Raw genomic sequence first — 25487 nt, forward strand, 5'->3', positions numbered from 1 at the left:
GTATGAAGATTCTAGTCATAAACTGCGGCAGTTCTTCCATTAAGTATCAACTTATTGATACTGATAACAAGGATACGTTATGCAAAGGGCTGATAGAACGAATTGGTGCAGTTACCTCCATCATAAAGCAGGAATTCAAAGGAGAGAAGCTTGTACAAAAATCAATGGCGATTGATAATCATGCTGTTGCATTAAGAGTGATTATGGAATCACTTATTGAAGCGGATAATGATTACCTGCACTCTTTAGATGAAATTGAAGCGGTAGGGCACCGGGTAGCACACGGTGGGGAGACTTTTAAAGACTCTGTGTTAATAGATGACGATGTTGAAGATGCCATAGAACAAGCCTATGATATAGCTCCTTTACACAATCCTCCGAATTTACAGGGAATAAGAGCTGCTAAACAGCATTTGCCAAAAGTACCTCATGTGGCTGTTTTTGATACCGCATTCCATCATTCAATGCCTGCTCATGCCTATCTTTATGCCATTCCGAACAGGTTATACAGGAGATATAAAATCCGAAGGTACGGCTTTCATGGAACCTCTCATTATTATGTAAGTCGTCAATACTTCGAATTGAGTGGGACAAAAAAAGAAGGATCTAAAGTAATTACTTGTCACCTCGGAAATGGCGCCTCAGTTACAGCCATTAAAGACGGTCATTCTTATGATACCAGTATGGGTTTTTCTCCCTTAGAAGGACTTGTAATGGGAACAAGGAGTGGAGATCTTGATCCGTCTATCTTATTCTACCTCATAGAGAAAGAAGAATTATCTCTAGCTAATGTTCATGCTTTATTAAATAAGCATAGCGGGTTATTAGGACTGAGTGGTTATGCAGCTGATATGCGCGATTTGATAGAAGAAGCCGAAAATGGTGACAGAAGGTGCAAAGAGGCTATCGAAGTATTCTGCTATCGAGTAAAAAAATATATTTCATCTTATATAGGTGCACTAAATGGAGCCGATTCAATTGTTTTTACTGGAGGAATAGGTGAAAATTCTCCCCAAATTCGTTCTTTAATCTTAAAGGAAATGGACGGGCTTGGAATCAAACTAGATGAGACCTTGAATAAAAATGTACCTGATGATAAAAAAGTAAGTGCAGCAGACTCAGAGGTAGATATTTACGTTATCCCGACGAATGAAGAACTGGTAATAGCAATTGATTCTGCTAAAATTGCTATTGCTGCCAGACAAACTCCATGGGCATAATTTGCAACTAAGTTTTATGAAAAAACTCCGGTTTATAGGGATATTTTTTTTAGCTATTACTACTGCATGTTCCAGTTCGAAATGGGTAGTTGAAAATCAACAGGAAGTAGACAGGAATGACTTTGAGCTATTGAGTTCAAGAAAATTTCTTGAACGAAGTGGAGCTATCTCACCACAAACGCCCATAGTTTCTTACCAGCTAAAAGCAGAAAATACGTTTGAGTATGCTCTTAGAGTTCGAACGGACAGATACATACAAAGATATCGTCCAACTTTTCGATCAATTCTTTTTGGGTTAATTGGTTCTGGGTTGGCCATTGGAGCAGGAAATATCGTTGCTGATAATAAAGATCCGGGCAGTGATAGTAATACAGAATATATCCTATATGGGGCTGCTGGGGTAATTGGGCTGGCCTCAGTATTGAATATGAAAGCGTATGGAGATCCAACTCCAACAGGAGAAAGTCGTTTGCTTAGGAAAACCGGTAGTACAACAGAGGTTGAGGTTGTAACAGCAGCTCCGGAATCTGATTTGCGAGCTACATATTCAATTTTTTATAAGAGTGAAATTCTTGTTGGAGAGAAAGAAATTAAACCTAATGGATCAACCTACTCCATTAACTTGATAGAGGATTTAAATCCTGAGGCCTTTGAATATGATAGTAGCGATGATGTAGAACTTGAAGTTTACTTTAACGGAGAAACGTATAGAGAAAGCATCTCATTAAAGGATATCTTCGATAGTTTTGTGATTGTTTCATCCCAAATTACTGCATTAAGAGATGCTCCGGATTTTGATGAAAATAATGTGCTTACGGACCTTGCGTTTGGAAGTCAGATGAAAATGGTATCAGAAGATTCTACCTGGTATAAAGTGTTATATGGAATCTCAGAAACATGGATCTCAAAAACGGATGCCTATCCAATTTGGAGGCCTTCAGAGTTTGCCTCTCAACTTTCAATTTTTGCGATACCAAACATTCCATTTGGTAATGTAGATGTAGAAACAAGCATTCCAACCTTACGCACTGGAAATGATAGTACGCTTGTATTCATGTTGGTGAATGGAGGTTATCAGAGAAATTACCCGGAACGACCTTTTGCTGATCGTGATGCCCGTTTGATGGAAGAATACTTTCAGAATGCTTTGGGTATTCCTTTCTCAAACATCATAAAAGCATATGACATCGAAAATCAGCAACAGCTTTCTCTTGCTTATACCAGATTAGCAACCCGCTTTAGAAGACCTCAGAAGCAGTTGGTAGTCTATTTATCGGGATATGTTAGATCTGATGAAGAGGAACGAATTAGGTTTTTGTCCACTACCGGTTCTAATCAAAGTTTTTCATTAAATAGTCTGGTAAATAGTATTAGTACACTAGATGTTGAAGAAATTGTAGTACTGGCCGATCTTGACTTTGTGGCTCAGGAAGAACCTGGCTCAATAGAATATTTCGGTGAGTCTGTACTTCAAAACAATCCTAATTCGGCAATTATTTTTAGCTCTACCGAAACTCAGCGATCCAGAGATTACTCTATTGCTAATGGAGATCAGAAAAGACATAGCATCTTTACTTATTATATAGCTGATGCTATTAAAAATGGGGAGAGTAATATTTCAGGCATAATCAATCACCTTCAAAGAAATGTAGATTACACTTCAAGAAGATTGCACAATCAGCCCCAACAAATCATTTACTTTGGAGAAACAAATTTGGATCTGGTCGATTGATGGATTTTATCAAACTAATACGCGAAAAAGCGGCTTTACTAAACAAAACTATTGTTCTTCCTCGATCTTCTGATCCTCGCGTTCAAGAAGCAGCGAAGTTTCTGCTTGAAAATAATCTATGTAAGATAATCCTCATTGATAATGGTGTTAGTGTACCTGAAGAACTAGAGAGTGTATTAATAAACCCATCATCAAATACACAACTTAGGAAGTACGCTACTTCTTTCTATGAGAAGAGAAAGCACAAAGGAATAACCCTGGAGCAAGCTTTAGAAGTGGTAAAAGACCCCCTTTATTTTGGAGCTTCTATGATTGCAGAAGGAGATGCGGATAGTTGTGTAGCAGGATCCGTCTCAACAACAGGAGATGTGCTTCGCGCTGCTATTCAAACTATTGGCTTAAAACCTGGCTCTACGGTAGTATCTAGTATCTTTCTTATGTGCTTAACAGATGGGCGAGTGTTCTCCTACGGAGACTGCGCCGTAGTTCCATATCCCACTTCAGATCAACTGGCATCCATTGCTATTGACTCAGCCTCAAGCCATAAGGCCGTTACTGGTGAAACTCCTAATGTTGCGATGCTTTCATTTTCTACCAAAGGAAGTGCGAAACATGAGCAGGTGGAACTTGTTAGAGGAGCTTATGAAATTGCAAAAGGGCGTCAACCAGAGCTAAACATTGATGGTGAGTTACAATTTGATGCCGCTTTACTTAAGGAAGTAGGAACACGGAAAGCTCCTGGATCTATAGTAGCAGGGAATGCGAATGTATTCATATTTCCAAATCTGGATGCTGGAAATATTGCCTATAAGATTACTGAAAGATTAGCAAGAGCTTCAGCAATTGGACCACTCATTCAGGGATTGAATAAACCTATGATGGATTTATCAAGGGGATGTTCCTGGGAAGATATTGTAAATACAAGTTGCCTGGCGGCTTTGATGAGTTGAAATAACAAAAAAATAGCTAGTCATTCTGAGGACACTTCCGAAGAATCTTACTGGGTTGATATTCAATTAGATCCTTCGCAAGTATGCTCAGGATGACAACAAGAAAACGATGAGCAAAAACCTATATCCACTAAAATTTACCCCCATCCTAAAAGACAAAATCTGGGGAGGAGAAAAGCTTGGAATCGTATTAGATAAACCCATTGGTGATTCTAAAAACTGTGGTGAAAGCTGGGAAATCTCCGGAGTTGAAGGTGATATTTCTATTGTTTCCGAAGGAGAGCTAAAAGGGAAATCCCTGGTTGAGTTGATCAATGAATACAAAGGTGAATTGGTTGGAGAGAAAGTATTCGGGAAGTTTGGATCTAAATTTCCCTTACTCATCAAATTCATTGATGCTAATGATGATCTATCCATTCAGGTTCATCCGGATGATACATTAGCAATGGAAAGGCATAACTCTTTTGGTAAAACAGAAATGTGGTATGTAGTGGAAGCAGATGAAGGAGCTACACTTATTTCAGGCTTCAATAAGCAAACAAACAAAGATGAGTATTTAGAGGTTTTTGAAGCTGGAAATCTGACCGACATCCTGAACAGGGAACGAGTGTTTAATGATGATGTATTCTTTTTGCCTGCAGGAAGGGTACATACCATTGGAAAAGGATTATTGATTGCTGAAATCCAGCAAACTTCAGATATCACATACAGGATCTATGATTTCGACAGGGTAGATGCGAATGGAGTAGGAAGAGAACTTCATGTAGAAGAAGCAGTAGACGCCATAGATTATGATTTCTATGATGAATATAAAACACGATATAACGTCTCATCTACAGAAATAGAAATTGGTAATAGTCAATATTTTGTAACGAATCGACTTTCCATTTCCGAAACCATTAAAAGAGATTATACAGCTTTTGACTCCTGTATTATTTTGATGTGTATCCAAGGTGAAGGTATTATTGAATTCCAAAAAGGCAAAGTTGAATATGAATTGGGAGATTCAATTCTCATTCCTAACAGTTTGGATTTTCTTGAGCTGCATCCGTCTGTAAATTCGAAATTATTGGAAGTACGAATTCCATAGTTAGCTTCTTTTTTCATCTTAAAAGAGAGAATTACAGAAAACTTCTAAGAAAGTTCTCATAGAAGAATACATATCCTCTTAATAGAAACTCTCAATCGCTTGCTATTTAGTTCTAAGAGAGGGATTTAGTATCTTTGAACCGTTCTAAATAAGCGGAAAAAAGTTGAACGGATTAATCAAATACACGGTTACCTAATCAACTGTATAAACAAGAAATTACATGAGCGAAGAATTAAACGATGAAGTGAAAGCTCTCGAATCGATGATCGGTGAAGAATATAAGTATGGATTCACCACCGATGTAGAGTATGAAGAGTTTCCAAAAGGAATTAGTGAAGAGATTGTAAGGGAATTATCTAAGCGAAAGAATGAACCGGAATGGATGACTGAATTTCGTGTAAACGCTTATCATGCCTGGAAGGAAATGGAAGAACCATCCTGGTTTAATGCTACCTACAAGTCTCCGGATTTTGAAAATCTTCTCTATTACTCAGCTCCTAAGCAAAGACCTCAGTTAGATAGTCTTGATGAAGTAGATCCAAACATTCTTGAGACCTATGAGAAACTGGGCATTCCATTAGAAGAGCAAAAAATGCTTTCAGGCGTAGCCGTTGATGCCGTTTTTGATAGTGTTTCCATATTCACCTCGTTCAAGGAAAAACTTGCAGAAGCAGGAGTAATTTTTTGCTCTATGTCAGAAGCTATCCAGGAACATCCTGAATTGGTTAAAAAATATTTGGCTTCGGTAGTACCTGTAAGAGATAACTTCTATTCGGCACTTAATTCAGCAGTATTTTCGGATGGATCATTTTGCTATATCCCAAAAAATACAAAGTGCCCAATGGAGCTTTCGACATATTTCCGGATCAATAACATGGAATCAGGTCAATTTGAACGAACGCTTATAGTGGCAGAAGAAGGCTCAAGTGTAAGCTATCTGGAAGGTTGTACAGCTCCGATGTACGATGAGAATCAATTACATGCAGCTGTGGTTGAATTGGTAGCCTTAGATAATGCTGATATTAAATATTCTACTATTCAGAACTGGTATTCCGGAGATGAAGAAGGCAGAGGAGGTATCTACAACTTTGTAACCAAGCGAGGAATCTGTAAAGGAAGAAATTCTAAAATCTCGTGGACCCAATTAGAAACGGGATCTGCGGTTACTTTGAAGTACCCAAGTGTAATTCTCCAAGGAGATGATTCAATAGGAGAATTTTACTCTGTTGCTGTAACTACAAAAAGGCAGCAGGCTGATACTGGTACCAAAATGATTCACCTTGGAAAGAATACCAAGAGTACCATTATCTCGAAAGGTATTTCGGCTGGCAGATCTAACAATAGTTACAGAGGCGAAGTTAAGATTGGAAAGAAAGCTTTCGGCTCAAAGAATTACTCAGTATGTGATTCTATGTTAATTGGTCAGGAATGTGGTGCTCATACTTTCCCTTACATCTCTTCAGAAAATGCTTCTAGTAGTGTGGAGCATGAAGCAACTACTTCAAGAGTAGGTGAGGAGCAGATTTTCTATTTGATGCAACGCGGGATAAGTGAGCAGGACGCGATATCTATGATCATCAATGGATTTGTAAAGGATGTATTGAAGGAGTTACCACTTGAATTCGCGGTGGAAGCCAATAAACTATTAGATGTTAAACTAGAGGGCTCGGTAGGATAGGCCATAGTATTCATTATTTGGTCATCCTGAGGTTACTACCGAAGGATCTAGTCGAATATTCGGTTAGATTCTTCGCTTTCGCTCAGAATGACCACTAAGAAAAAATTCAAAACCAAAAAGACGACAAGACAGTGCTAGAAATAAAAAACTTACATGCCAAAGTAGAGGGCGAAGAAATTGAAATCCTGAAGGGTGTGAACCTCAATGTGAAAGCAGGAGAGATTCACGCTATAATGGGACCTAACGGAAGTGGTAAAAGCACCCTTTCTAAAGTAGTATCCGGTCATCCTGAATACGAAGTAACTGATGGTGAAATCCTTTTTGAAGGTGAGGATATCACTGAGATGGACGCTGATGAAAGAGCACATCTTGGTTTGTTTCTGGCTTTCCAGTATCCGGTAGAGGTGCCAGGTATCACCAATAAAACATTACTCCGTGAGGCTTATAACACCATAGCCAGGGCTAATGAACGAGAAGAATTAGATCCTCTAGAATTCGAAGATTACATCGAAAGCAAACTTGATATCATTGAAATGAAAGACGAGTTCCTAAGTCGTTCAATCAATACTGGTTTTTCTGGAGGTGAGAAGAAGAAAAATGAAATCTTCCAGATGGCGGTATTAGATCCCAAATTATCTTTCCTGGATGAAACAGATTCAGGGTTGGATATCGATGCACTTAAAATTGTATCGGATGGTGTAAACAAGATTGCAAGCGATGAAAAAGCGATTGTAATGATCACACACTATCAAAGATTGCTTAATTATATCAAACCTGATCATGTACATGTAATGATGGATGGTAAGATTGTGAAGTCTGGCGGCTTTGAGTTGGCAGAAGAACTTGAGGCTAACGGATACGATGGCCTTCAAAAGGAATTTGCTGTAAATGGTGAGGCTCAGTAATGAGTGAAGTAATTCAAAAAAGTACCCTGTTAGATTATATTAGTGGAGAAATAGAGCCCAAAGGGACTTCTATCTCTATTAGAGCGATCAATGAGCGTGGTAGAGCTACGCTTAATGAAGTTGCATTTCCTACACGTAAAGATGAAGATTGGAGATTTATTGATCTGAAATCCATTACAAAGAACTCTTTTGTTTCTGTTGATCAAGCTGGTACTCATGAAGTGGGAGACATTTCTGAATACTACCTGCCTGAAGCAATGAATTCGAGATTGGTATTTGTAAATGGAGAGTATAATGAGTCTCTCTCTTCAATAGATGACCTTCCTCATGGTGTAGTAGTAGGAAACCTTGCTGATAACGCAGATCATGATTCCGTTAAATCTTATTTGGGAACGATCACCAATTATGAGGATGATGTATTTGCTCCATTTAATGATGCTGCCTTCAATGATGGAGCATTCATTCATGTAGCAGAAGAGACCGTTGTTGAAGCGCCTATTCACATTTTGAACATCTTTACTGATGCTGAGAAACCATTCTACGCTACTCCTAGATTACTTTATGTAGGAGAGATGTTCTCAAAAGCAACCATTATTGAGGAGCATATTGGTTTAGCAGACAATGTATATCTGAATGTTCCAGTTACTGAATTCAAGATGTTTACTACATCTAATGTTCATCATGCCCGAATTCAGCGCGATTCTAAGCAAGCTTCTCATGTATCCCGACCAATAGCAGCTCTGGATAAGCATGCTGAATATCATTCATATACTATTTGTCTTGGTGCCAAGCTATTTAGAAATGAGCCAAGGGTAATTCAAAACGCAGAAGAAGTAGACTTTACTGTTGATGGACTCGTTTTGATTGATGGGGAGCAAATCGCTGATACCCACTCAATCATGGATCACCGCTATGCTCATGGTAATAGCCATCAATTACATAAAGTAGTAGTTAATGATACTGCTCATTCGATTTTCAACGGGAAGATTTTTGTAGCAAAGGATGCTCAAAAAATTGATTCTTTTCAGGAAAACCGAAATTTATTGATCTCTGATACAGGCAAAGTACATACTAAACCTCAACTTGAGATTTTTGCTGATGATGTGCGTTGTTCTCATGGAGCAACTATAGGTCAGCTGCAAGACGAGGAAGTGTTTTATCTACAGAGTAGAGGACTTACAGAGCAGAAGTCCAGAGAATTACTCGTGTATGCTTTTGCTTTAGAAAGTGTAGAGAGTATGGAAGTGGAGTCTGTGGAAAAGATGCTTCTTGATGAAGTAATTAAATACACGAATAGAGACGGAAAGTAATTAACCGGTCATTCTGAGGCCACTGCCGAAGAATCTAAACGGGTGGGTTTATCCGGTCAGATCCTTCGCAAGTATGCTCAGGATGACAATTGAGACAATGAGCCAATCAAAAACAGACATATCATCTGCTATCAACTGGGAAAAGGTTCGTGATCAATTTCCTGTGTTAAACCAGTCTGTAAATGGGAAACCATTGGTCTACCTCGATAATGGTGCCAGTAGTCAAATGCCTAAACGGGTTATTGACCGATTAAATGCCTATCACAGTAAAGAACATGCAAATGTTCATCGGGGTATCCATTCATTAAGTCAGCATGCTACTGATGAGTATGAGTCGACCAGGGAAAAAGTACGTAATCTTATCAACGCCAGACATTTAGAGGAGATAATTTATACTACTGGTACTACTGATTCTATTAATCTGGTAGCAAACAGCTATGGCAGAACTCATTTCAAAGAAGGGGATGAGATCATTGTTTCTGAGATGGAGCACCATGCCAATATTGTGCCCTGGCAAATAGTTGCAGAACAAACGGGAGCAATACTGAAAGTTATCCCAATGAGTGATCAAGGTGTTCTTGATATGAATACTTTTTATAGTTTGTTGTCTGATAAGACCTGTTTTGTTTCAGTAATACATGTTTCTAATGCTCTGGGAACAGTAAATCCCGTTAAGGAAATTATTGAAGCTGCGCACGAAAGAAATATTCCAGTACTTCTTGACGGTGCTCAGGCTGTTCCACATTCTACCGTAGATGTGCAAGAACTAAATGCAGACTTTTATGCTTTTTCTGCTCACAAGATGTGTGGGCCTACAGGTTTTGGCATCCTATATGGAAAAAAAGAGCTACTTGAAGCTATGCCTCCATATAGAGGCGGTGGAGATATGATTGACCGGGTTACGTTTGAGAAAACTACCTGGAATGATCTTCCCCATAAGTTTGAAGCAGGTACTCCGCCAATTGCAGCAGGAATTGGGCTTGGAACTGCTATCGATTTTCTATCCGAAATAGGAATGGAGGCTATTTCTGAACGTGAAGCAGAGCTGGTTGAATATGCAACCCAAAGATTGACCGATATTGACGGATTAACTATCGTAGGTACCTCTGACAAAAAAACTTCCGTAATTTCTTTTCTGTTAGATGGAATACATCCTACCGATGCTGGCACAATTCTTGATAAAGAAGGAATAGCAGTAAGAACAGGGCACCATTGTGCACAGCCTGTAATGGACCATTTTAAAATTCCCGGTACGCTTAGGGCATCTATTTCTTTTTACAATAATGAAGAAGATATTGATCGCCTGGTGGAAGGAATTGAATACACCAAAGAATTTTTTAGTTAAAGAGATACAGATATGGCAAAAATTAAAGAAATAGAACGCACACCGAATCCAGATGCAATGCGGTTTGTTTTGGATGAGCCACTTACAAATGGAGTAACCCGTTCATTTGAAAACAGTATTGAAGCAGAAGGAGATGAGTTGGCTTCAGCTCTATTTGCTATCGATAATGTGATAAACGTGTATTATGTGGACAAATACATTACCGTTACTCAAGATGGTAACGCTGTTTGGTCTGAGCTCCTCAGAAAATTAGCACCTCCAATTCGTGAAGCTCAGCCAAAATTAGATTTCGAAGATGATTCAGAAGTACATGTAAGTAAAGAAGCTATGGAATCTGATGATCCTCGTTTGCAGGAAATTAACCGTATGCTTGATGATCAGGTACGACCATATCTTCTGGCAGATGGTGGTGGACTAAAGGTACTTGGACTTGAGAATAATCGCCTGAAAGTACACTACCAGGGTGCTTGTGGTACCTGTCCAACTGCTAGTACTGGAACGCTCTATGCTATTGAAAGCATGGTTAAAAGAATTGATCCTGAAATTCAGGTAATCTCTGTTTAAAAAGTAGACCAATGGGAGAGATCACCATCAGCGAACGTGCTTATAAGCGAATTGAAGAAATTCGCAGCGAGCAGGGTGTATCTACTGATGCGCTTCTGAAAGTTGGCGTAGTTAGCGGTGGTTGTTCAGGTCTTACTTACGATCTCGACTTTTCTAGTGAGATTACTCCTACTGACCAGGATCAGGTTTTTGATGTTAATGGGTTGAAAGTACTGGTTGATATGAGAAGCTTCCTTTATCTCGCTGGAACTGAGCTGGATTATACAGACGGTTTTGAAGGGCAGGGTTTTCACTTCAATAACCCTAATGCTAACCGCACCTGTTCCTGTGGCGAGAGTTTTTCTGTCTAGTTTCTAGTCATCCCTTACTACTTGACCTGGGATCTAAACCAACTCTTTTTATTTGCTATAAAGCCACCTAAGATTTTATTACATAGTATTCCAACCAAGCTAAGGGTTTGGTAAGCTGATGGTTATTGAACTCTAAATGTATTACTCGTCTTTTCTTTCCGTTCGTTGTTCTGTTTGAGGAATGTAAAGCTAGTGGTTTCATTAGCATTGCTCCGCCTTTTTCTACTTTACAGACAACTTCATTTTCAATATCCCAGCCTTTTGATCCGGTACGTATTATTCCGTTTAAATGAGACTTCGGGATTATTTTTAAAGCTCCGTTTTTTTCGTCCGTTTTGTCCAAATGAATACGGATAGTTATTGTGTCTTGTAAAATCTCAATAGGTGGTTGAACTCCGTATTGTCCTTTTTTAAATGTCCAATTCGAGTAGTTTTCCAATTCGACTTTCTTGTCGACCGATATACTCAAATCTTGATGATAGGCAACGAACCAATTCGATTCTCCGGGTTTATCAAAATAGATTGCTTTGGTAAGAAAATATTCGGATTCAGAAAGATCAGAAAGTAGTTCGATTAGTTTTCCATTAAACAATAATCCGGTCAATTCTGGAACATTCTTAATAAGCTGCCTGATAGCAAATAGATCTTTTGCTTTCATAAATGACTCTCCGCCTTGTTCAGTACTTTCAATACAGGCTAAGATCTGGCTTATTTCTCGATCTGAATACAAGTCGGATAAAATGGAATATCCATTTTCTTCAAGTTCTATTTTGTTTCTTTTGTACATCATGCGGTATCACTAAGTAAATGAGATCTGTTTTAATCGTAAAGAATTCCCTATTACACTTACCGAACTAAAACTCATTGCTAGTGCTGCTATCATCGGAGAAAGTAAAATCCCAAAAACAGGGAAGAGTAAGCCCGCAGCGATCGGGATTCCAAGAGTATTGTAGATAAGAGCAAAGAAGAGGTTTTGTTTGATGTTCGTCAATACTGAATGACTCAGCTTAAGCGCTTTAACAATTCCCTGCAAATCACCCTTTACCAAAGTAATAGAGGCACTTTCTATCGCTACATCAGTACCAGTTCCCATAGCAATGCCTACATCAGCTTGAGAAAGAGCTGGGGCGTCATTAATACCATCTCCAGCCATAACCACTTTTAGACCTTCATTTTGTAACCGTTGTACTTCATTAAATTTATCTTCGGGAAGGCATTCAGCTTTATATCCATCTATTCCAGCTTTATCTGCTACATATTTTGCCGTATGAGGATTATCTCCCGTCAACATGATTACCTGCTTACCTAATTCATGAAGCTCTTTTATAGCCTCTATACTGCTTTCTTTGATTGGATCAGAGATAACTATAAAGCCAGCAAGCTTATCCTCAATAGATAGCCATGAAACTGTTTTTCCTTCTTTTAAAAATGCCTCAGCTTCAGCTCCGGTTTCTTTTATAAGCTTTTTATTGCCAAGCAGGATATTGACTCCTCCAAAAGCGCCTTGAACTCCCTTTCCAATAATGGATTCAAAGTTGGAAACTGGTAGGACATCTGTATTTTTCTCTTTCCCATAATCAGTAATCGCTTTTGCTAGTGGGTGTTCACTTTCTTTGTTTATTGAGGCTGCATACTTAAGGACCTGCTCTTCATTAAATCCGTTAAGAGTTTCAATATGTTCCACAGTCGGTTTTCCTTCTGTGATGGTTCCTGTTTTGTCGACAAGGATAACATCAACATCGTTAAGCTCTTCAAATGTGCCTGCATTTTTGATAAGTACGCCTGATTGAGCCCCTTTTCCAACGCCTACCATTACCGACATTGGTGTGGCGAGGCCCAATGCGCATGGACAAGCGATAATGAGTACAGCAATAGCATTTACCAGGGCATAAACTTCAGCAGGTTCCGGACCAAAGAATAACCAAATGAGAAAGGTTGTTAAAGCAATAAAGAGAACCGTAGGAACAAACCAGCTGGAAATTCTATCGGCAAGATTTTGAATTGGAGCTCGGCTTCGACTCGCATTATTTACCATCTCAATAATTTGAGAGAGAAGGGTGTCCTTGCCAATCTTTTGAGCTTCCATTACAAATGTACCCGTTCCATTTATGGTACCAGAAACTACTTTCTCACCGTCTGTTTTCAATACGGGAATAGGTTCACCTGAAATCATAGATTCGTCTACAGAACTTTGACCGCTTATAACAGAGCCATCAACAGGTATTTTTTCTCCAGGCTTTACTTTTAGTCGATCTCCAATCTGGATTTCTTCAATGGCTATTTCTTCTTCATTTCCATCATTATCAACTCGCAATGCGATATTAGGAGCTAATTTCATCAATTCTTTGATGGCCGAGTTAGTCTGGGAATGAGCCTTAGCTTCTAATACCTGACCTAGGAGAACCAGGGTAAGAATTACAGTGGCAGACTCAAAATAGAGATGTACAAAGCCTGCATCCGATTTAAACTCTTCCGGGAAAATATCAGGTAAGACTAATGCCACAACACTAAATACCCAGGCAATACCAGCTCCGATACCTATCAAAGTGAACATGTTCAAATTCCAGGTAATCAAAGAACGCCAGGCTCTTTCGAAGAACATCCAGGTAGAGTAGAAAACGACGGGTATAGAAAGAGTGAATTGTATCCAGTTCCAAACTTGTATGTCCATAAGGTCATAGAGCGGATTGTTATGTACCATCTCACTCATCGCTATTATGAAGATGGGAAGAGTAAAAGCTACCGATATCCAGAACTTATTAAGCAATTCCTTATACCTCTGCTCTTCTGTGTCTTCGTCTCCAATAAGAGGAACCAGGTCCATTCCACAAACCGGGCAAGCTCCAGGCTGATCATAAGTTTTATCTCCTTCACACTGCATGGGGCAGTAATATTTGCCAGTGGGTTTGCCATTTTTTTTTGGTGAGGGAGGCTTCTTTACCTTCGCTCCATGAGAATGTATGGTATAGTGGCCACCTGATTCACTTAATACTTCCTGAAAAACAGTTACATCCACGTGAGTATCCATATAAATGGTAGCTTCAGCTTTTTCTAAATCCACTTCTACAGAGGAAACTCCTTCTACATTGCTTAGCGCTTCCTTAACATGAGTCTTGCAGCCGTTACAACTCATTCCATGGATATGATAGGTGTGCTTCATGATTTTTTATTTGAATGAGAATCGATTTCTAATGCTTCAAATAGATAGTCTCTTATCAATTGGGGATCAATCTCATCAACATGGAGAAAGGTTTTGGTATACACACTTTTTCGTGTTCCTTTTTCAAGGTACCCAGCATAATCGGATAATAGATTTCCGCGGCTAAATCCAAGAATTACTCCCTCTTTAATAGTTCCCCAGGGAACTGATCCCGGCCAAATGAAACAGATCGTTCTGTTTCGAGAGAAGAATGGGACGTTATAACTTAATTTTTCTTTGCAATCAGGGATGCACTCATAAACCAAAGCTCTTAGCTCTTCTACAATTTCTAATTCATTATCTGGCAAATAGTCCAGGAAATCACCTAAAGAAGAGAAATTTAAATTTTGGAATTTATTCACGTTATTGGTTTCGCTTGGTCGGTAAATAACGGACGTAAACAAAATACTGCAATGAATAAACTCTTACTACCATCAATTCTAGTAACACTGTTATTAGGCCTTTCAATAAATGCCATTGCACAACCTCTCATTATCCCGCTCTGGGAAGAAGGAGCCCCTGGCTTCGAACAGTTAAAAGACGAACCGGAACTTTCCGGAGACTGGTGGGTCCGAAATGTCCATAACCCTACGGCGAATGTATTTCTTGCCCCAGACAGTATAGCTAACGGTACAGCTATGGTAATTTTTCCTGGAGGTGGGCATCAAAACTTGGTATATAATTCAGAAGGTGTTAATCCCGCTAAGTTTTTAAACAGCTTGGGTATTCATGCCATAGTTGTCAAATACCGATTGGCTAGGCAGGAGGGATCTCCTTACAGCTTGGAAACTCATAATGCACAGGATGCACATAGGGGTGTGAGAGTAGCAAGATATTATGCTGATGAATGGGGCATTGATCCTGATAGAATTGGTGTCTTTGGGTTTTCAGCTGGAGGAGAAACTTCAGCCTTGGTAGCTTATGGAAAGGGGAATGAACATCAAGCAAGTGGAGATGATATTGACACTATAAGCTCAAAACCTAATTTTCAGATACTTGTTTATCCCGGACCATTGTTTATTCCCGAAGCTGTATCAAAAGATGCTCCACCTACTTTTGCAATAGTTTCTAATAATGATGAGTGCTGTTCTGATCCTGTGTTAAAACTCTTAAGTGCTTATAGAAAGGCGGGAGTACATTTTGAAGCTCATATCTATGGTTTTGGCGATCATGCCTTTAATATGGGATATCGATCTGATCTTGAATCCATTTCCGGGTGGCCTAATCGCCTAAAAGACTGGCTTAAGGACAGTGAACTAATTGATTAGTGCTATTTCCTCAAAATAAGCCGGGATTATCTCAAGGGGAAACCGGGACGGAGCATTAATTAGAATACAGATACCTGTTTGAGTCTCTTTATCGAAGGCAATTTCGCTTCTGTATCCATTAACATAACCACCATGGTAAACAATTTTTTGTGAGCCATTATATAGTACTCTCCAACCCATACCGTAATGCGATTCATTTACTCCATCCCAATACCTGCTGAACCTTTTGTTATTAATGGTAGCGATAGGGGTATATATTTCATCAAGCACGTTTGGGTGAATGATATTGGGATGTTTTCCTACTAAAAGTTGCAGCCATTTACCCATGTCAGAAATCGAAGCATTTATTCCACCAGCAGAAACGGCGTTATAATACTTTTTTGTAATAGGAACAGAAACTCTCTTACCCATGCGAGAATTATATAGGTGTGGTTCTGCTTTATTCTCAGTGATCCTAAGTACGTCATGTGTACTAGATGTATGTTCCATGCCTAGGGGTTCAAAAAGCCTTTCCTGTAGTAGGGTATTAAAGTCGGTATTCGTTTTCTCTTCTAATACTTTTTCTATTACTGCATATCCGGCATTTTGATAAGCAATCTGTTCTCCTTCCTGGCTAATCAGAGGAACCTGATCAAGGCGGGAAATAATGCGAGATAATGAGAGACCGTCTTCAACCAGATTGGTATATGCATGACGAGGTAAACCGGAGGTGTGGGATAAAATATGTTGTATTTCCACACGCTTCGTTTGTTCGGCATCATGCAATTCAAAAGTTTCAAAATGTTCTACTACTGGATCTTCCCATGCAATTAAACTGTCTTCAACCAAAGTACCAGCTAATACTGATGCAAAACCTTTTGATACACTACCAAGCCGAAAAACAGTATGCTCATTTACCTCACCTGTTACTCCACTTTCTAGTACACCAAATCCTTTCTCATAAATGATGTTTCCATCTTTCATGAGAACAACTGCACCTCCTGGGATACGAAGTTCTTGCATTCCATTAGCAAAATCTCTTTCGAAATCGAGTAGAAAACTATTAAGAGTATCACTTATAAGGGGTTCAATAGGATCAGTATCCAATGGCTTGGATTCAATTTGAGTGCATTGAATCTGTGAAAGAGAAAAAAGGAATAAGAGTAGGGAGAGAGTTAAATACTTCACTAAAAGATCAGCTATAAAAGGTTAATCCTAATTCAAAAACTTCATGAATCGTGTTTAAGGGTATATCCTCGTTAGGATTAATCGGTAATATTTTCATTCTGCTTCTTGTCCCTGATTGTAATGAAGGATGCTCGATATTATTTCCTTCAACCATCAAAATATAAGGATGGCCCGACTTTTTATCTGTCCATAAATAACAAAAATGTTTCTTGTTGAACACGAAGCAAGGCATTCCATATTTAACGGTTTCTCGGAAGGAAGGATGATATTCCAGAATGATATCTCTCAACGCGAATAAGCAGCTCCTGGTCGGTTCGGGCTGCGAATCATAAAATTCAAAAGGGCTATTCTGCATTTTGGAAATAAAAAAATCCTGCTTGAAGCATCAAACAGGATTTAAATTTTTGATCAGCTTTTACTTCATTCAACAGTTTAGTCAATACTGTGACCTAGAAGCCAGTTATACACATCTTCACCTGCATAGACACGTTTCCAGGCATCATGCCCCATATCTTCGTGGACTGTAAATATCACATTAGTATGCCCAAGTTCTTCTAACTGATTAAGCCCTTTATAGAAGTACTTTTTTTCGATTACATAATCCCTTCCTCCCGCAAAAGCCCAGACAGGAAGCTGTGCATCAGCTATGGAAGGCATTAAGGAAGGATGCCCCCAACCTACAACCGGAATTACCGCAGCAAAACGGTTCGCATAATGGCTGGCCATATACCAGGTTCCAAATCCTCCATAACTCAAGCCAGACAAGTATATCCTTTTTGAATCCACCTGATAATTTTCGGTAACATAATCTATCATACCTATCAAATCGTTTTGAACACGGTCCCAGCCAAATTCGCTTAATGGAAGTTCTTCACTAAACTCTGAGACGGGAACTTCCGCATTCATTCCTCCATCCGTAGGGAAATCGGTGTCTCTATCTGGAACTCCAACATCAAGTCGCCTGGGTATATTATTTGGATCGCGATAGGTTAAATAATCAATACCCATAGTATCCAAACCAAACATATGTAGCTGAGGGTTGATGATAATGAAGGGGAGATCTCTTTTTTGAACCCAAGCCTCCATTAACGGACCATGTACCATTGAAAAATCGAGTTCATCTTTTCCATTTCCACGTTCTCCGTTACCATGTAAAAACATTAGCACAGGCCATTCTTTCTCAGAATCTTCTTCATAGCCTTTTGGTAGATACAAGAAATAGTCGCGTTCTTCCCCCGCAATTTCACTGTTGTAGGAAACCCTTAACAATTGTTCATCGCTTAAAGTCTGAGTATTTACTTCTAAAGTTTTCATAGAGCTACATGATACTACAAATGCATAGACTACGATTATCCCTAAAGTGTATGTTATTTTCATTGTAGTGCTTCATTGGTTATTAGTTAATGGTTATTGGTGAATCATCTTTCCAATAACCATTAACTAATAACGAAAAACAGGAAATAAAGCCAGAATAACTACTTGGTTTCTCTACCTAATTCTATTCCAGATATTCCAATTCAAGAAAGAAGACATGTTAGGGGTAAGGGGTCATTATTGAAACAGATGTTCCTTTATTCTCAACTGAATCAATAATAAGTTTTCCGCCTTGATTTTCAATATAGTCGATTGTTGCCCGTAGCCCGAAACCTATCCCAGACTCTCCATTAGTTCCTTTTTCGGAAATATATAAACCTCTTGAGAGTATTTTATTGAGCTTTTCTTTTGGAATTCCTTGCCCACTATCTTCAATTTTAGTAGTAACGAATTTCCCATTTTTATTTACGGAAATCTTTATTTCAGAAGAACCAGCGGAATACTTTATGGCATTATGAAGAACATTTCTCACAGCGAACGAGTAACTACCTTTATCTATAAATACTTCCGAAGCAAGGTTATCTGCGGTTAACTGAATTCTTTTTTCCTTCAAAATAGGTTCATAGAGCTCAAGATTCTGCTTTAGTAGTTCCTCAGTACAAAAACTCTCAGGCTTAAGTGGCTTCTTGTCCATTTGATATTTACTCCACCAAAGTAAATCGTCCAAAAAACTGAGAAACACTTTAATGTTTGAAGAAATCTCTTTCATATGGAGGGTTACTTCCTCTAATGTCAAATCACCTGAAGCAATTGAATCTGACATCATCGAAATACTGGATATTGGTGCTTTTATATCATGTGAAACCGTAAGGATAAGGCGTTGGTTAAGAGTATTTACCTGATCCAGTTCAATCCTTTGAGCTTCTATTTCATCAATTAGTCGTTGTTTAGCATAGGAGATAGGGTAGGATATAACTGCTGGAATGATGAAGGAGAAGATAATACCAATAGGATAGACTACTCCAACAACTAAGAAGGAGATACCAATATACAGTATTTCAGATACTGCAATTGAAACCAGCATAATCGACCAAGGTGACTTAATACCTTGTAGCCACTTATTAATCATCTAATACCTTAAGCTTGTCCTAAAAACACCTTAAAGTCAGCAAAATTTACATCAAATGGAATACTCTTTTTAGAAGCAGTAGTATTATTTATATGTGATGGGAGTTTAATTACTCCTCCAATTTCTTCAGAAACGGTTTCTTTGAACTTTACTGGATGGGCTGTTTCCAATACAACTCCAGCTCCATCATGTTGAGTGAGATAGTCTGACAGACCTAAATATCCTACCGCGCCATGAGGGTCAAGTATATATCCGGTTAAGGCGTATACTTGCTTTATAGCTATCCGAGTTGACTCGTCAGTATAGGCGAAACCACTAACCCTCTCAGACATTTTCGAATGAGAGTGATCGAATAGGTCAAGCATGCGAACGAAATTACTTGGATTTCCTACATCCATAGCGTTAGAGATAGTGGCCTGGCTTGCTTTAGGCTCAAAATCTCCCTTCCACAAATAGTTAGGTACTGAATCGTTGATATTTGTACTTGCTATAAATTTCTTAATTGGCAGTCCCATTTGTTGTGCAAGTAATCCAGCCGATAAGTTTCCAAAGTTACCGCTGGGGACAGAAAAAATAGCTTTATTACGTTTTTCAGATGGGAGTTGAGACCAGGCGTAGAAGTAATAAATACTTTGCGGAAGTAAACGCGCAATATTGATTGAATTTGCGGAGGTAAGATTTAGCGTACTTCTTAATTCTTTATCTAAAAAAGCTTGTTTAACAAGATCCTGGCAATCATCAAAGGTACCATCGACTTCTAAAGCCGTAATATTTTCTCCAAGGGTAGTCATTTGCTGTTCTTGAAAATGACTCACTTTCCCGGACGGGTATAGAATAATCACTTTAATATTTGGTACTCCAAAAAAGCCATTTGCTACCGCACTACCTGTATCTCCTGAAGTAGCTACCAACACTGTGAGTTTTTTCTCTTTTTTCTTAGTGAAATGACTTAAACATCTCGCAAGAAATCTTGCGCCCACATCTTTAAAAGCTAGTGTTGGCCCATGGAATAGCTCGAGAGAGTAAATATTGTCTTTTATTGCTACAAGTGGGATTTCGAAGTTTAACGTTTCCTCAACAAGAATTTTTAATTCATTATCGGCAATTTCATTTCCCATAAATCTGGAAATAACTTCGTAGCCTATTTCGGATAATGAAAGCTGATCTATACCGTCAAAAAAAGAGGTAGGAAGCTCTGGTATTACCTCAGGCATATACAAGCCGTTATCCTCTGGCAATCCTTTAAATATTGCTTCTTCGAAGGATACAAAATCCGTTTTATTATTCGTGCTGTAGTATCTCATTCTATTATCTCTGTACCCCTGGGATTAATACCCGATAAATATACGTTAGCCTTGATGTCATGTGAGGTATATAGGTCTTTGAATTGAGTTCCTATATTTTGTGCAGTTTCTTCATCGTTGCACAAAGCAAAAATAGAAGGCCCAGAACCAGAAATACTACATCCCAAGGCTCCTGACTCTAAAGCCATAGATTTTGCGTCATTGAAAAGAGGGATAAGCATGGATCTAATAGGTTCTGCGATAACATCTTGTAACGATCGACCAATAAGGTCAAAATCAGGTTTAGCTAATCCGGCAACGAGTCCTCCCACATTTCCCCATTGAATAATGGCGTCTTTCAAAGACACTTCGCGTCTTAAAATCTTCTTTGAGTCGGAAGTTTTTACTTCAATAAGAGGATGAACAACCGCTACTTTTAGCTCAGAAGGATAATCTAATTCTATAACATCCAGGGGATCGTAACTACGAACCAATGCAAAACCTCCCAAAATGGAAGGAGCAACATTATCTGCATGAGGGAGACCAGATGCTGCACGTTCACCTTCCATAGCAAAAGCAACTAGTTGTTGTTTAGTGAAAGGTTTTCCAAGTAATTCATTCATAGCATATACAGCTGCTGAAGAACTAGAAGCACTTGAACCTAAGCCACTTCCACCCATTACCTTCTTACAGATCTTAAAGCTAAATCCTGTTTCTTGATTATGGTCAGTTGCATTGAGAAGAGCTTGCGCAGCTACAGTAGCTACATTCTTATCAGGCTGAAAGGGTAAGCCATCACACCCAGTAATTTCAGTGATAGTAAAGCCCGGAGTGTCAGTACGATTGATAGTGAGCTCATCTCCAATATGTTCTAATGCAAAGCCCATTACATCAAAGCCGCATGCCACATTTGCTACTGTTGCTGGTGCAAATACTTTTATTTGATCCATATCAAGTGGAGGTAATTCTCATAACATCTGCAAATATACCTGAGGCTGTTACATCAGCTCCGGCTCCCGCACCCTTTACAACTAAGGGTTGTTCTGAATAACGGTTGGTATAATACAGCACTATATTGTCTTTTCCTTGAAGCTCATAGAAGGGATGGTCTATACCAAAGGTCTCCAAACCTGTTTTTGCATCGCCTTTTTCAAAGCTAGCCACATATTTAATGCGCTTACCTTCTGATGTTGCATTTTCATAGAGCTCCTTAAATACATGATCATACTCATCGAGCTTAGCATAGAATTCTTCAATAGAAGAGGTATTCATGCACTCCTCAGGTACAAAGGCGTTATTTTCGATATCAGATAATTCAAGCTTGTGGCCGCTTTCTCTGGCAAGAATCAGGATTTTTCTCATTACATCCACACCGCTAAGATCCAACCTGGGATCGGGTTCGGTATACCCAGCAGCTTTTGCTTCTTTTACCACATCACTGAATTTTTGTGAACCATCGTAGGTGTTAAACAAGAAATTGAGGGTTCCTGAAAGAACAGCCTGGATTTTATGGATTCGATCTCCGCTCTTAAGTAAGTCACTTACTGTTGAAACTACCGGAAGACCAGCTCCCACATTAGTCTCAAACAAGAAACGTGTACGATATTTGGTTGCGATCTTCTTGAGGCCCAGATAAGTATCAAAATCAGATGAGCAGGCCACTTTATTAGGAGTCACTACCGAAATACTATTAGATAACACCTGTTTATAGAAAGAGGGGATATCATCACTTGCAGTAGAATCGATAAAAATGCTGTTTCGCAGGTTCATATCTATCATTTCCCGTACAAAACCTTCTTGAGACATAGACTTTCCATACTCGTCTAAATCAGCTTCCCAGGTTGCTAAGTCAATAGTATCTGTATTGAATAGCATTTTGCGAGAATTAGCCAGCCCCGTAACACTAAGGTTTATCTGGAAAGCCTTAGCCAGAAATTCCTGCTGCTTCTTTATCTGCTCTAAAAAAGCTTTTCCTACATTTCCTACCCCGATCATAAATACATTGAATTTTCTAAGATCGGACAGGAAAAAGCTCTCATGGATAGAATTCAATGATTTGGCAAGGTGTCTTTTTTCGACTACCACAGAAATATTTAGTTCTGTTGATCCCTGAGCTATCGCCTTTACATTAATTCCATTCTCGCTCAAAGTTTCAAAAAGGGTAGCACTTACGCCAACCTGTTCTCTCATTTTTGTTCCAACTAATGCAACAATAGATAGCCCGGTTTCTACTGCCAAAGGGTTTACTTTGTGCTGCTGAATCTCATTTCTGAATTCGTTTTCAATGCTAGTTTTAGCTCTCTCAGCATCCATTCTATCAATACCAACAGTGATAGTATGCTCAGACGAAGCTTGTGTGATCATGATCACATTAATAGCCTCTCTACTTAACGCGGAGAATAATCGATAGGAGAAATTAGGTACTGCTACCATTCCGGAACCTGAAAGTGTACACAGTGCTACTTCGTCAATCGAAGAAATACCCTTTATCCAACTTCCGTTAATTTCACCCTCTTTAGAGATTCGTGTTCCAGAATCATTAGCGGCAAAGGTATTCTTTATCAGAATAGGAATTTCTTTGTCCAGTACTGGCTGAATGGTAGGGGGATAAATTACCTTTGCTCCGAAGTGAGAAAGCTCCATAGCTTCTTCATAGGATAACTCTGAAATGGTATGAGCAAGGGGAACCAACTTTGGATTGGCGGTCATCATTCCACTAACATCGGTCCAGATCTCAAGAGCTTCTGCTTCTAATGCAGCTGCAAGCAGGGAGGCAGTATAGTCTGAGCCCCCACGTCCCAATGTGGTTATCTGGTTACCAGTATTTGAAGAAGCAAGAAAGCCAGGACAAATGCTAACCTGTGAATGCTTTTCAAAATCCTTGCGAATATTCTGAAAGGTTAAGTCACGATCAACAACCGCATTTCCAAATTGAGCATCCGTTTTTATAAGCTTTCTGGGATTGAGTAATGAGGTATCTATATCATCAGCCTTGAAGTAGTCTTTAATTATTTCTGAGGAAAGACGTTCTCCAAAACTTAGAATTTGGTCGCTTGAACGGGGAGAAAGTTCGCGAATAAGGAACACCCCTCGGCAGATATCTTCTAAATCATTAAGAAGGAATTTAACCCTTGTAAGGGTATTGCTGCGTTGAGCTACAGGGATAAGAACATTGCAAAGAGTAATATGGCGCAGTTCAATTTCTTCAAGAATTTCGGAGTAGCTTTCAACTCCGTTTTCTGCAAGTGAAGCACATTTTTCAAGATCGTTGGTAACGCCTCCGAGTGCAGAGACTACCACAACCAATGGGGAAGAAGCAGCCTTTTCCTTAACTATCTTTCGTACTAAATCGAGGCTTTCTGCACTGCCAACGGAAGTGCCCCCAAATTTTAAAACGAGCATAATAAATTATCGATGAATATTGTGAATTGAGTGAGAGTGATTCGAAAGGTAGGAATAGTTCCTAATAGGTGATATGAAAATATGAACCCCCTAAGGGGTAATAGTAGAAATCATAGTAATGCAGCACATTACCGAAGGGAGAGAGGTGATATTTCTTTGGTTCATTTTCATCACTGGCAAGTCTATCTCTTTTGGAGGTTAAAGTAAACCCCGAAATAAAAAAGCCTCCAAGTAAATACTTGAAGGCTTTTCGTACCAAAGGAGGGACTCGAACCCTCACTCCCGAAGGAACACGATTTTGAGTCGTGCGCGTCTACCAGTTCCGCCACTTTGGCTTTTTTGGAAGGACTGCAAAGGTAAGACTAAGAGCAGGTAAAACCCAAGCTTTAAATTTATCCCGGACTCGATCAGGGATCTGAACTACATCGTTTTTCCTTCCCCTACAGATCCCGCATCAAGTGCGGGATGACTATAACTAGGAAAGGGGCTTATTTATACCCATTCGGGTTATTTGATTGCCAGCGCCATCCATCCTCACACATCTCCTTTACTCCGCGTTCTGCTTTCCAGCCAAGTTCTTGTTCTGCTTTCTTAGGATCGGCATAACATTCGGCTATATCACCAGGACGACGATCAACTATTTTATAAGCAACAGATTTCCCGGAAGCTTCCTCGAACGCTTTAATCATTTCCAAAACGCTAGAACCCTTTCCAGTCCCGAGATTATAAACGTACACTCCCGGAGCACTATCATCTATTTTTTGAATAGCTTTAAGGTGACCCAAGGCAAGGTCTACTACATGTATATAATCTCTTACTCCTGTACCATCTGGAGTTGGGTAGTCATCTCCAAATACAGAAAGCTGAGGAAGTTTTCCAACAGCTACTTGTGATACATAAGGCATCAAGTTATTAGGTAGACCATTTGGGTCTTCTCCAATTAATCCTGATTTATGAGCACCTACCGGGTTGAAATAACGAAGTAGGCCAATACTCCAGGAATTATCCGCTCTATATAAATCCTGTAAGATGTATTCGATAAATAGTTTTGTTCTGCCATAAGGATTGGTGGCAGAAAGGGGGAAGTCTTCAGTGATTGGTACTGAGGCCGGATCTCCATAAACCGTAGCAGAAGAACTAAAAACTAATTTCTTAACCCCTTTAGCAGCCATTACTTCGCAAAGTATAAGTGTACTATTCAGGTTGTTATCATAGTACATCACTGGCTTTGCTACCGATTCACCAACCGCTTTGTAACCAGCAAAGTGAATAACTGATTTTATATCATGAGCATCAAAAACCTCTTCAACCTTATTGCGATCGAGTAAATCGATGGTATATAAGTGAGGTTTCTTACCTGTTATTTGCTCAACTCTTCGAATCGATTCTTCACTACTGTTTGATAGATTATCAATAATAACCACATCTTGATTTGTTGATAGCAATTCTAAAACAGTGTGGCTTCCAATATATCCTGCTCCCCCAGTTACTAATACTGACATATTTTTTCTGGTTTTTTAATTCCAGTGAAGCTAAAACATCTAACACAAAAAAGCCCCTCCAACTTTCGTAGGAGAGGCT

General features: G+C 39.2%; 23 protein-coding genes and 1 tRNA gene. 11 read left to right on the forward strand and 13 right to left on the reverse strand.

The annotated features are described in order from the left end of the window. The first annotated feature begins 2 nt into the window (after positions 1-2). From ED557_00615 to ED557_00660, 10 genes are all read left to right on the forward strand, one after another. Positions 3-1220 carry an acetate kinase gene (locus tag ED557_00615; protein RNC85311.1) on the forward strand — a complete coding sequence of 406 codons (1218 nt, stop codon included), beginning with the start codon at positions 3-5 and terminating at the stop codon, positions 1218-1220. A gap of 16 nt (positions 1221-1236) precedes the next feature. Next, positions 1237-2952, forward strand: a complete 1716-nt coding sequence (locus ED557_00620; protein RNC85312.1) for a hypothetical protein — start codon at positions 1237-1239, stop codon at positions 2950-2952. Then, a complete protein-coding gene (gene pta / locus ED557_00625; GenBank protein RNC85313.1) occupies positions 2952-3902 on the forward strand; it encodes a phosphate acetyltransferase in 951 nt (316 codons plus the stop codon). The genes ED557_00620 and pta overlap by 1 nt, the downstream gene beginning before the upstream one ends. 109 nt (positions 3903-4011) lie before the next feature. Next, complete coding sequence (locus ED557_00630; GenBank protein ID RNC85314.1) at positions 4012-4992, forward strand: mannose-6-phosphate isomerase; 981 nt, start codon at positions 4012-4014, stop codon at positions 4990-4992. A 220-nt stretch (positions 4993-5212) separates the two neighbouring features. After that, a complete protein-coding gene (gene sufB, locus ED557_00635) occupies positions 5213-6670 on the forward strand; it encodes a Fe-S cluster assembly protein SufB (GenBank protein ID RNC85315.1) in 1458 nt (485 codons plus the stop codon). 131 nt (positions 6671-6801) lie between these two features. Further along, positions 6802-7575 carry a Fe-S cluster assembly ATPase SufC gene (gene sufC, locus ED557_00640; GenBank protein RNC85316.1) on the forward strand — a complete coding sequence of 258 codons (774 nt, stop codon included), beginning with the start codon at positions 6802-6804 and terminating at the stop codon, positions 7573-7575. Further along, positions 7575-8885, forward strand: coding sequence for a Fe-S cluster assembly protein SufD (gene sufD, locus ED557_00645; protein RNC85317.1), 1311 nt, complete (start codon positions 7575-7577; stop codon positions 8883-8885). The genes sufC and sufD overlap by 1 nt, the downstream gene beginning before the upstream one ends. Positions 8886-8982: 97 nt before the next feature. Then, entirely contained in the window at positions 8983-10230 is a 1248-nt protein-coding gene (locus ED557_00650) for a cysteine desulfurase (GenBank protein ID RNC86126.1), read from the forward strand. Between the two features lie 12 nt (positions 10231-10242). After that, the gene (locus tag ED557_00655; protein RNC85318.1) at positions 10243-10794 is read left to right on the forward strand and encodes a NifU family protein; all 552 of its coding nucleotides are present in this window, start codon (positions 10243-10245) and stop codon (positions 10792-10794) included. Between the two features lie 11 nt (positions 10795-10805). Continuing rightward, entirely contained in the window at positions 10806-11144 is a 339-nt protein-coding gene (locus tag ED557_00660) for an iron-sulfur cluster assembly accessory protein (GenBank protein ID RNC85319.1), read from the forward strand. Positions 11145-11211: 67 nt separating this feature from the next. Here the strand turns inward: ED557_00660 and ED557_00665 are convergent, their stop codons facing one another. The 3 genes from ED557_00665 to ED557_00675 are packed head-to-tail and all read right to left on the reverse strand — an operon-like array spanning position 11212 to position 14705. Further along, positions 11212-11934 (reverse strand): phytanoyl-CoA dioxygenase, encoded by a 723-nt coding sequence (locus ED557_00665; GenBank protein ID RNC85320.1) that lies wholly within the window; start codon positions 11932-11934, stop codon positions 11212-11214. Positions 11935-11943: 9 nt separating this feature from the next. After that, positions 11944-14304 carry a cadmium-translocating P-type ATPase gene (gene cadA, locus ED557_00670; protein ID RNC85321.1) on the reverse strand — a complete coding sequence of 787 codons (2361 nt, stop codon included), beginning with the start codon at positions 14302-14304 and terminating at the stop codon, positions 11944-11946. Then, the gene (locus ED557_00675; protein ID RNC85322.1) at positions 14301-14705 is read right to left on the reverse strand and encodes a DUF1801 domain-containing protein; all 405 of its coding nucleotides are present in this window, start codon (positions 14703-14705) and stop codon (positions 14301-14303) included. The genes cadA and ED557_00675 overlap by 4 nt, the downstream gene beginning before the upstream one ends. Before the next feature lie 51 nt (positions 14706-14756). Between ED557_00675 and ED557_00680 the strand changes: the two genes are divergently transcribed. Then, positions 14757-15611 (forward strand): alpha/beta hydrolase, encoded by an 855-nt coding sequence (locus tag ED557_00680; GenBank protein RNC85323.1) that lies wholly within the window; start codon positions 14757-14759, stop codon positions 15609-15611. On the opposite strand, the gene ED557_00685 is transcribed toward ED557_00680, so the two are convergent. The 10 genes from ED557_00685 to galE form a co-directional block, all read right to left on the reverse strand. Beyond that, positions 15600-16697, reverse strand: a complete 1098-nt coding sequence (locus ED557_00685) for a class A beta-lactamase-related serine hydrolase (protein ID RNC85324.1) — start codon at positions 16695-16697, stop codon at positions 15600-15602. The two genes, ED557_00680 and ED557_00685, sit on opposite strands and share 12 nt — an antisense overlap. Positions 16698-16785: 88 nt before the next feature. Further along, positions 16786-17133: a DUF1801 domain-containing protein gene (locus ED557_00690; GenBank protein RNC85325.1), complete on the reverse strand. Its 348-nt coding sequence runs from the start codon at positions 17131-17133 to the stop codon at positions 16786-16788. Between the two features lie 77 nt (positions 17134-17210). Further along, on the reverse strand, positions 17211-18155 hold the full coding sequence (locus ED557_00695) for an alpha/beta hydrolase (protein ID RNC85326.1): 945 nt from the start codon (positions 18153-18155) through the stop codon (positions 17211-17213). A 157-nt stretch (positions 18156-18312) separates the two neighbouring features. Then, entirely contained in the window at positions 18313-19221 is a 909-nt protein-coding gene (locus ED557_00700; protein RNC85327.1) for a sensor histidine kinase, read from the reverse strand. Positions 19222-19229: 8 nt separating this feature from the next. Beyond that, the gene (locus tag ED557_00705; protein ID RNC85328.1) at positions 19230-20525 is read right to left on the reverse strand and encodes a threonine synthase; all 1296 of its coding nucleotides are present in this window, start codon (positions 20523-20525) and stop codon (positions 19230-19232) included. Then, entirely contained in the window at positions 20522-21454 is a 933-nt protein-coding gene (locus ED557_00710; GenBank protein ID RNC85329.1) for a homoserine kinase, read from the reverse strand. Before ED557_00710 ends, ED557_00705 begins: the two co-directional genes overlap by 4 nt. A 1-nt stretch (position 21455) precedes the next feature. Further along, positions 21456-23906, reverse strand: a complete 2451-nt coding sequence (locus ED557_00715; protein ID RNC85330.1) for a bifunctional aspartate kinase/homoserine dehydrogenase I — start codon at positions 23904-23906, stop codon at positions 21456-21458. Between the two features lie 61 nt (positions 23907-23967). Further along, a complete protein-coding gene (locus tag ED557_00720; GenBank protein ID RNC85331.1) occupies positions 23968-24165 on the reverse strand; it encodes a hypothetical protein in 198 nt (65 codons plus the stop codon). Further along, a tRNA-Leu gene (locus tag ED557_00725) sits at positions 24157-24241 on the reverse strand. Before ED557_00725 ends, ED557_00720 begins: the two co-directional genes overlap by 9 nt. Before the next feature lie 153 nt (positions 24242-24394). After that, the gene (gene galE, locus ED557_00730) at positions 24395-25408 is read right to left on the reverse strand and encodes a UDP-glucose 4-epimerase GalE (protein ID RNC85332.1); all 1014 of its coding nucleotides are present in this window, start codon (positions 25406-25408) and stop codon (positions 24395-24397) included. Positions 25409-25487 lie beyond the last annotated feature (79 nt).

This window comes from Balneola sp. (assembly GCA_003712055.1).
GTDB lineage: Bacteria > Bacteroidota > Rhodothermia > Balneolales > Balneolaceae > RHLJ01.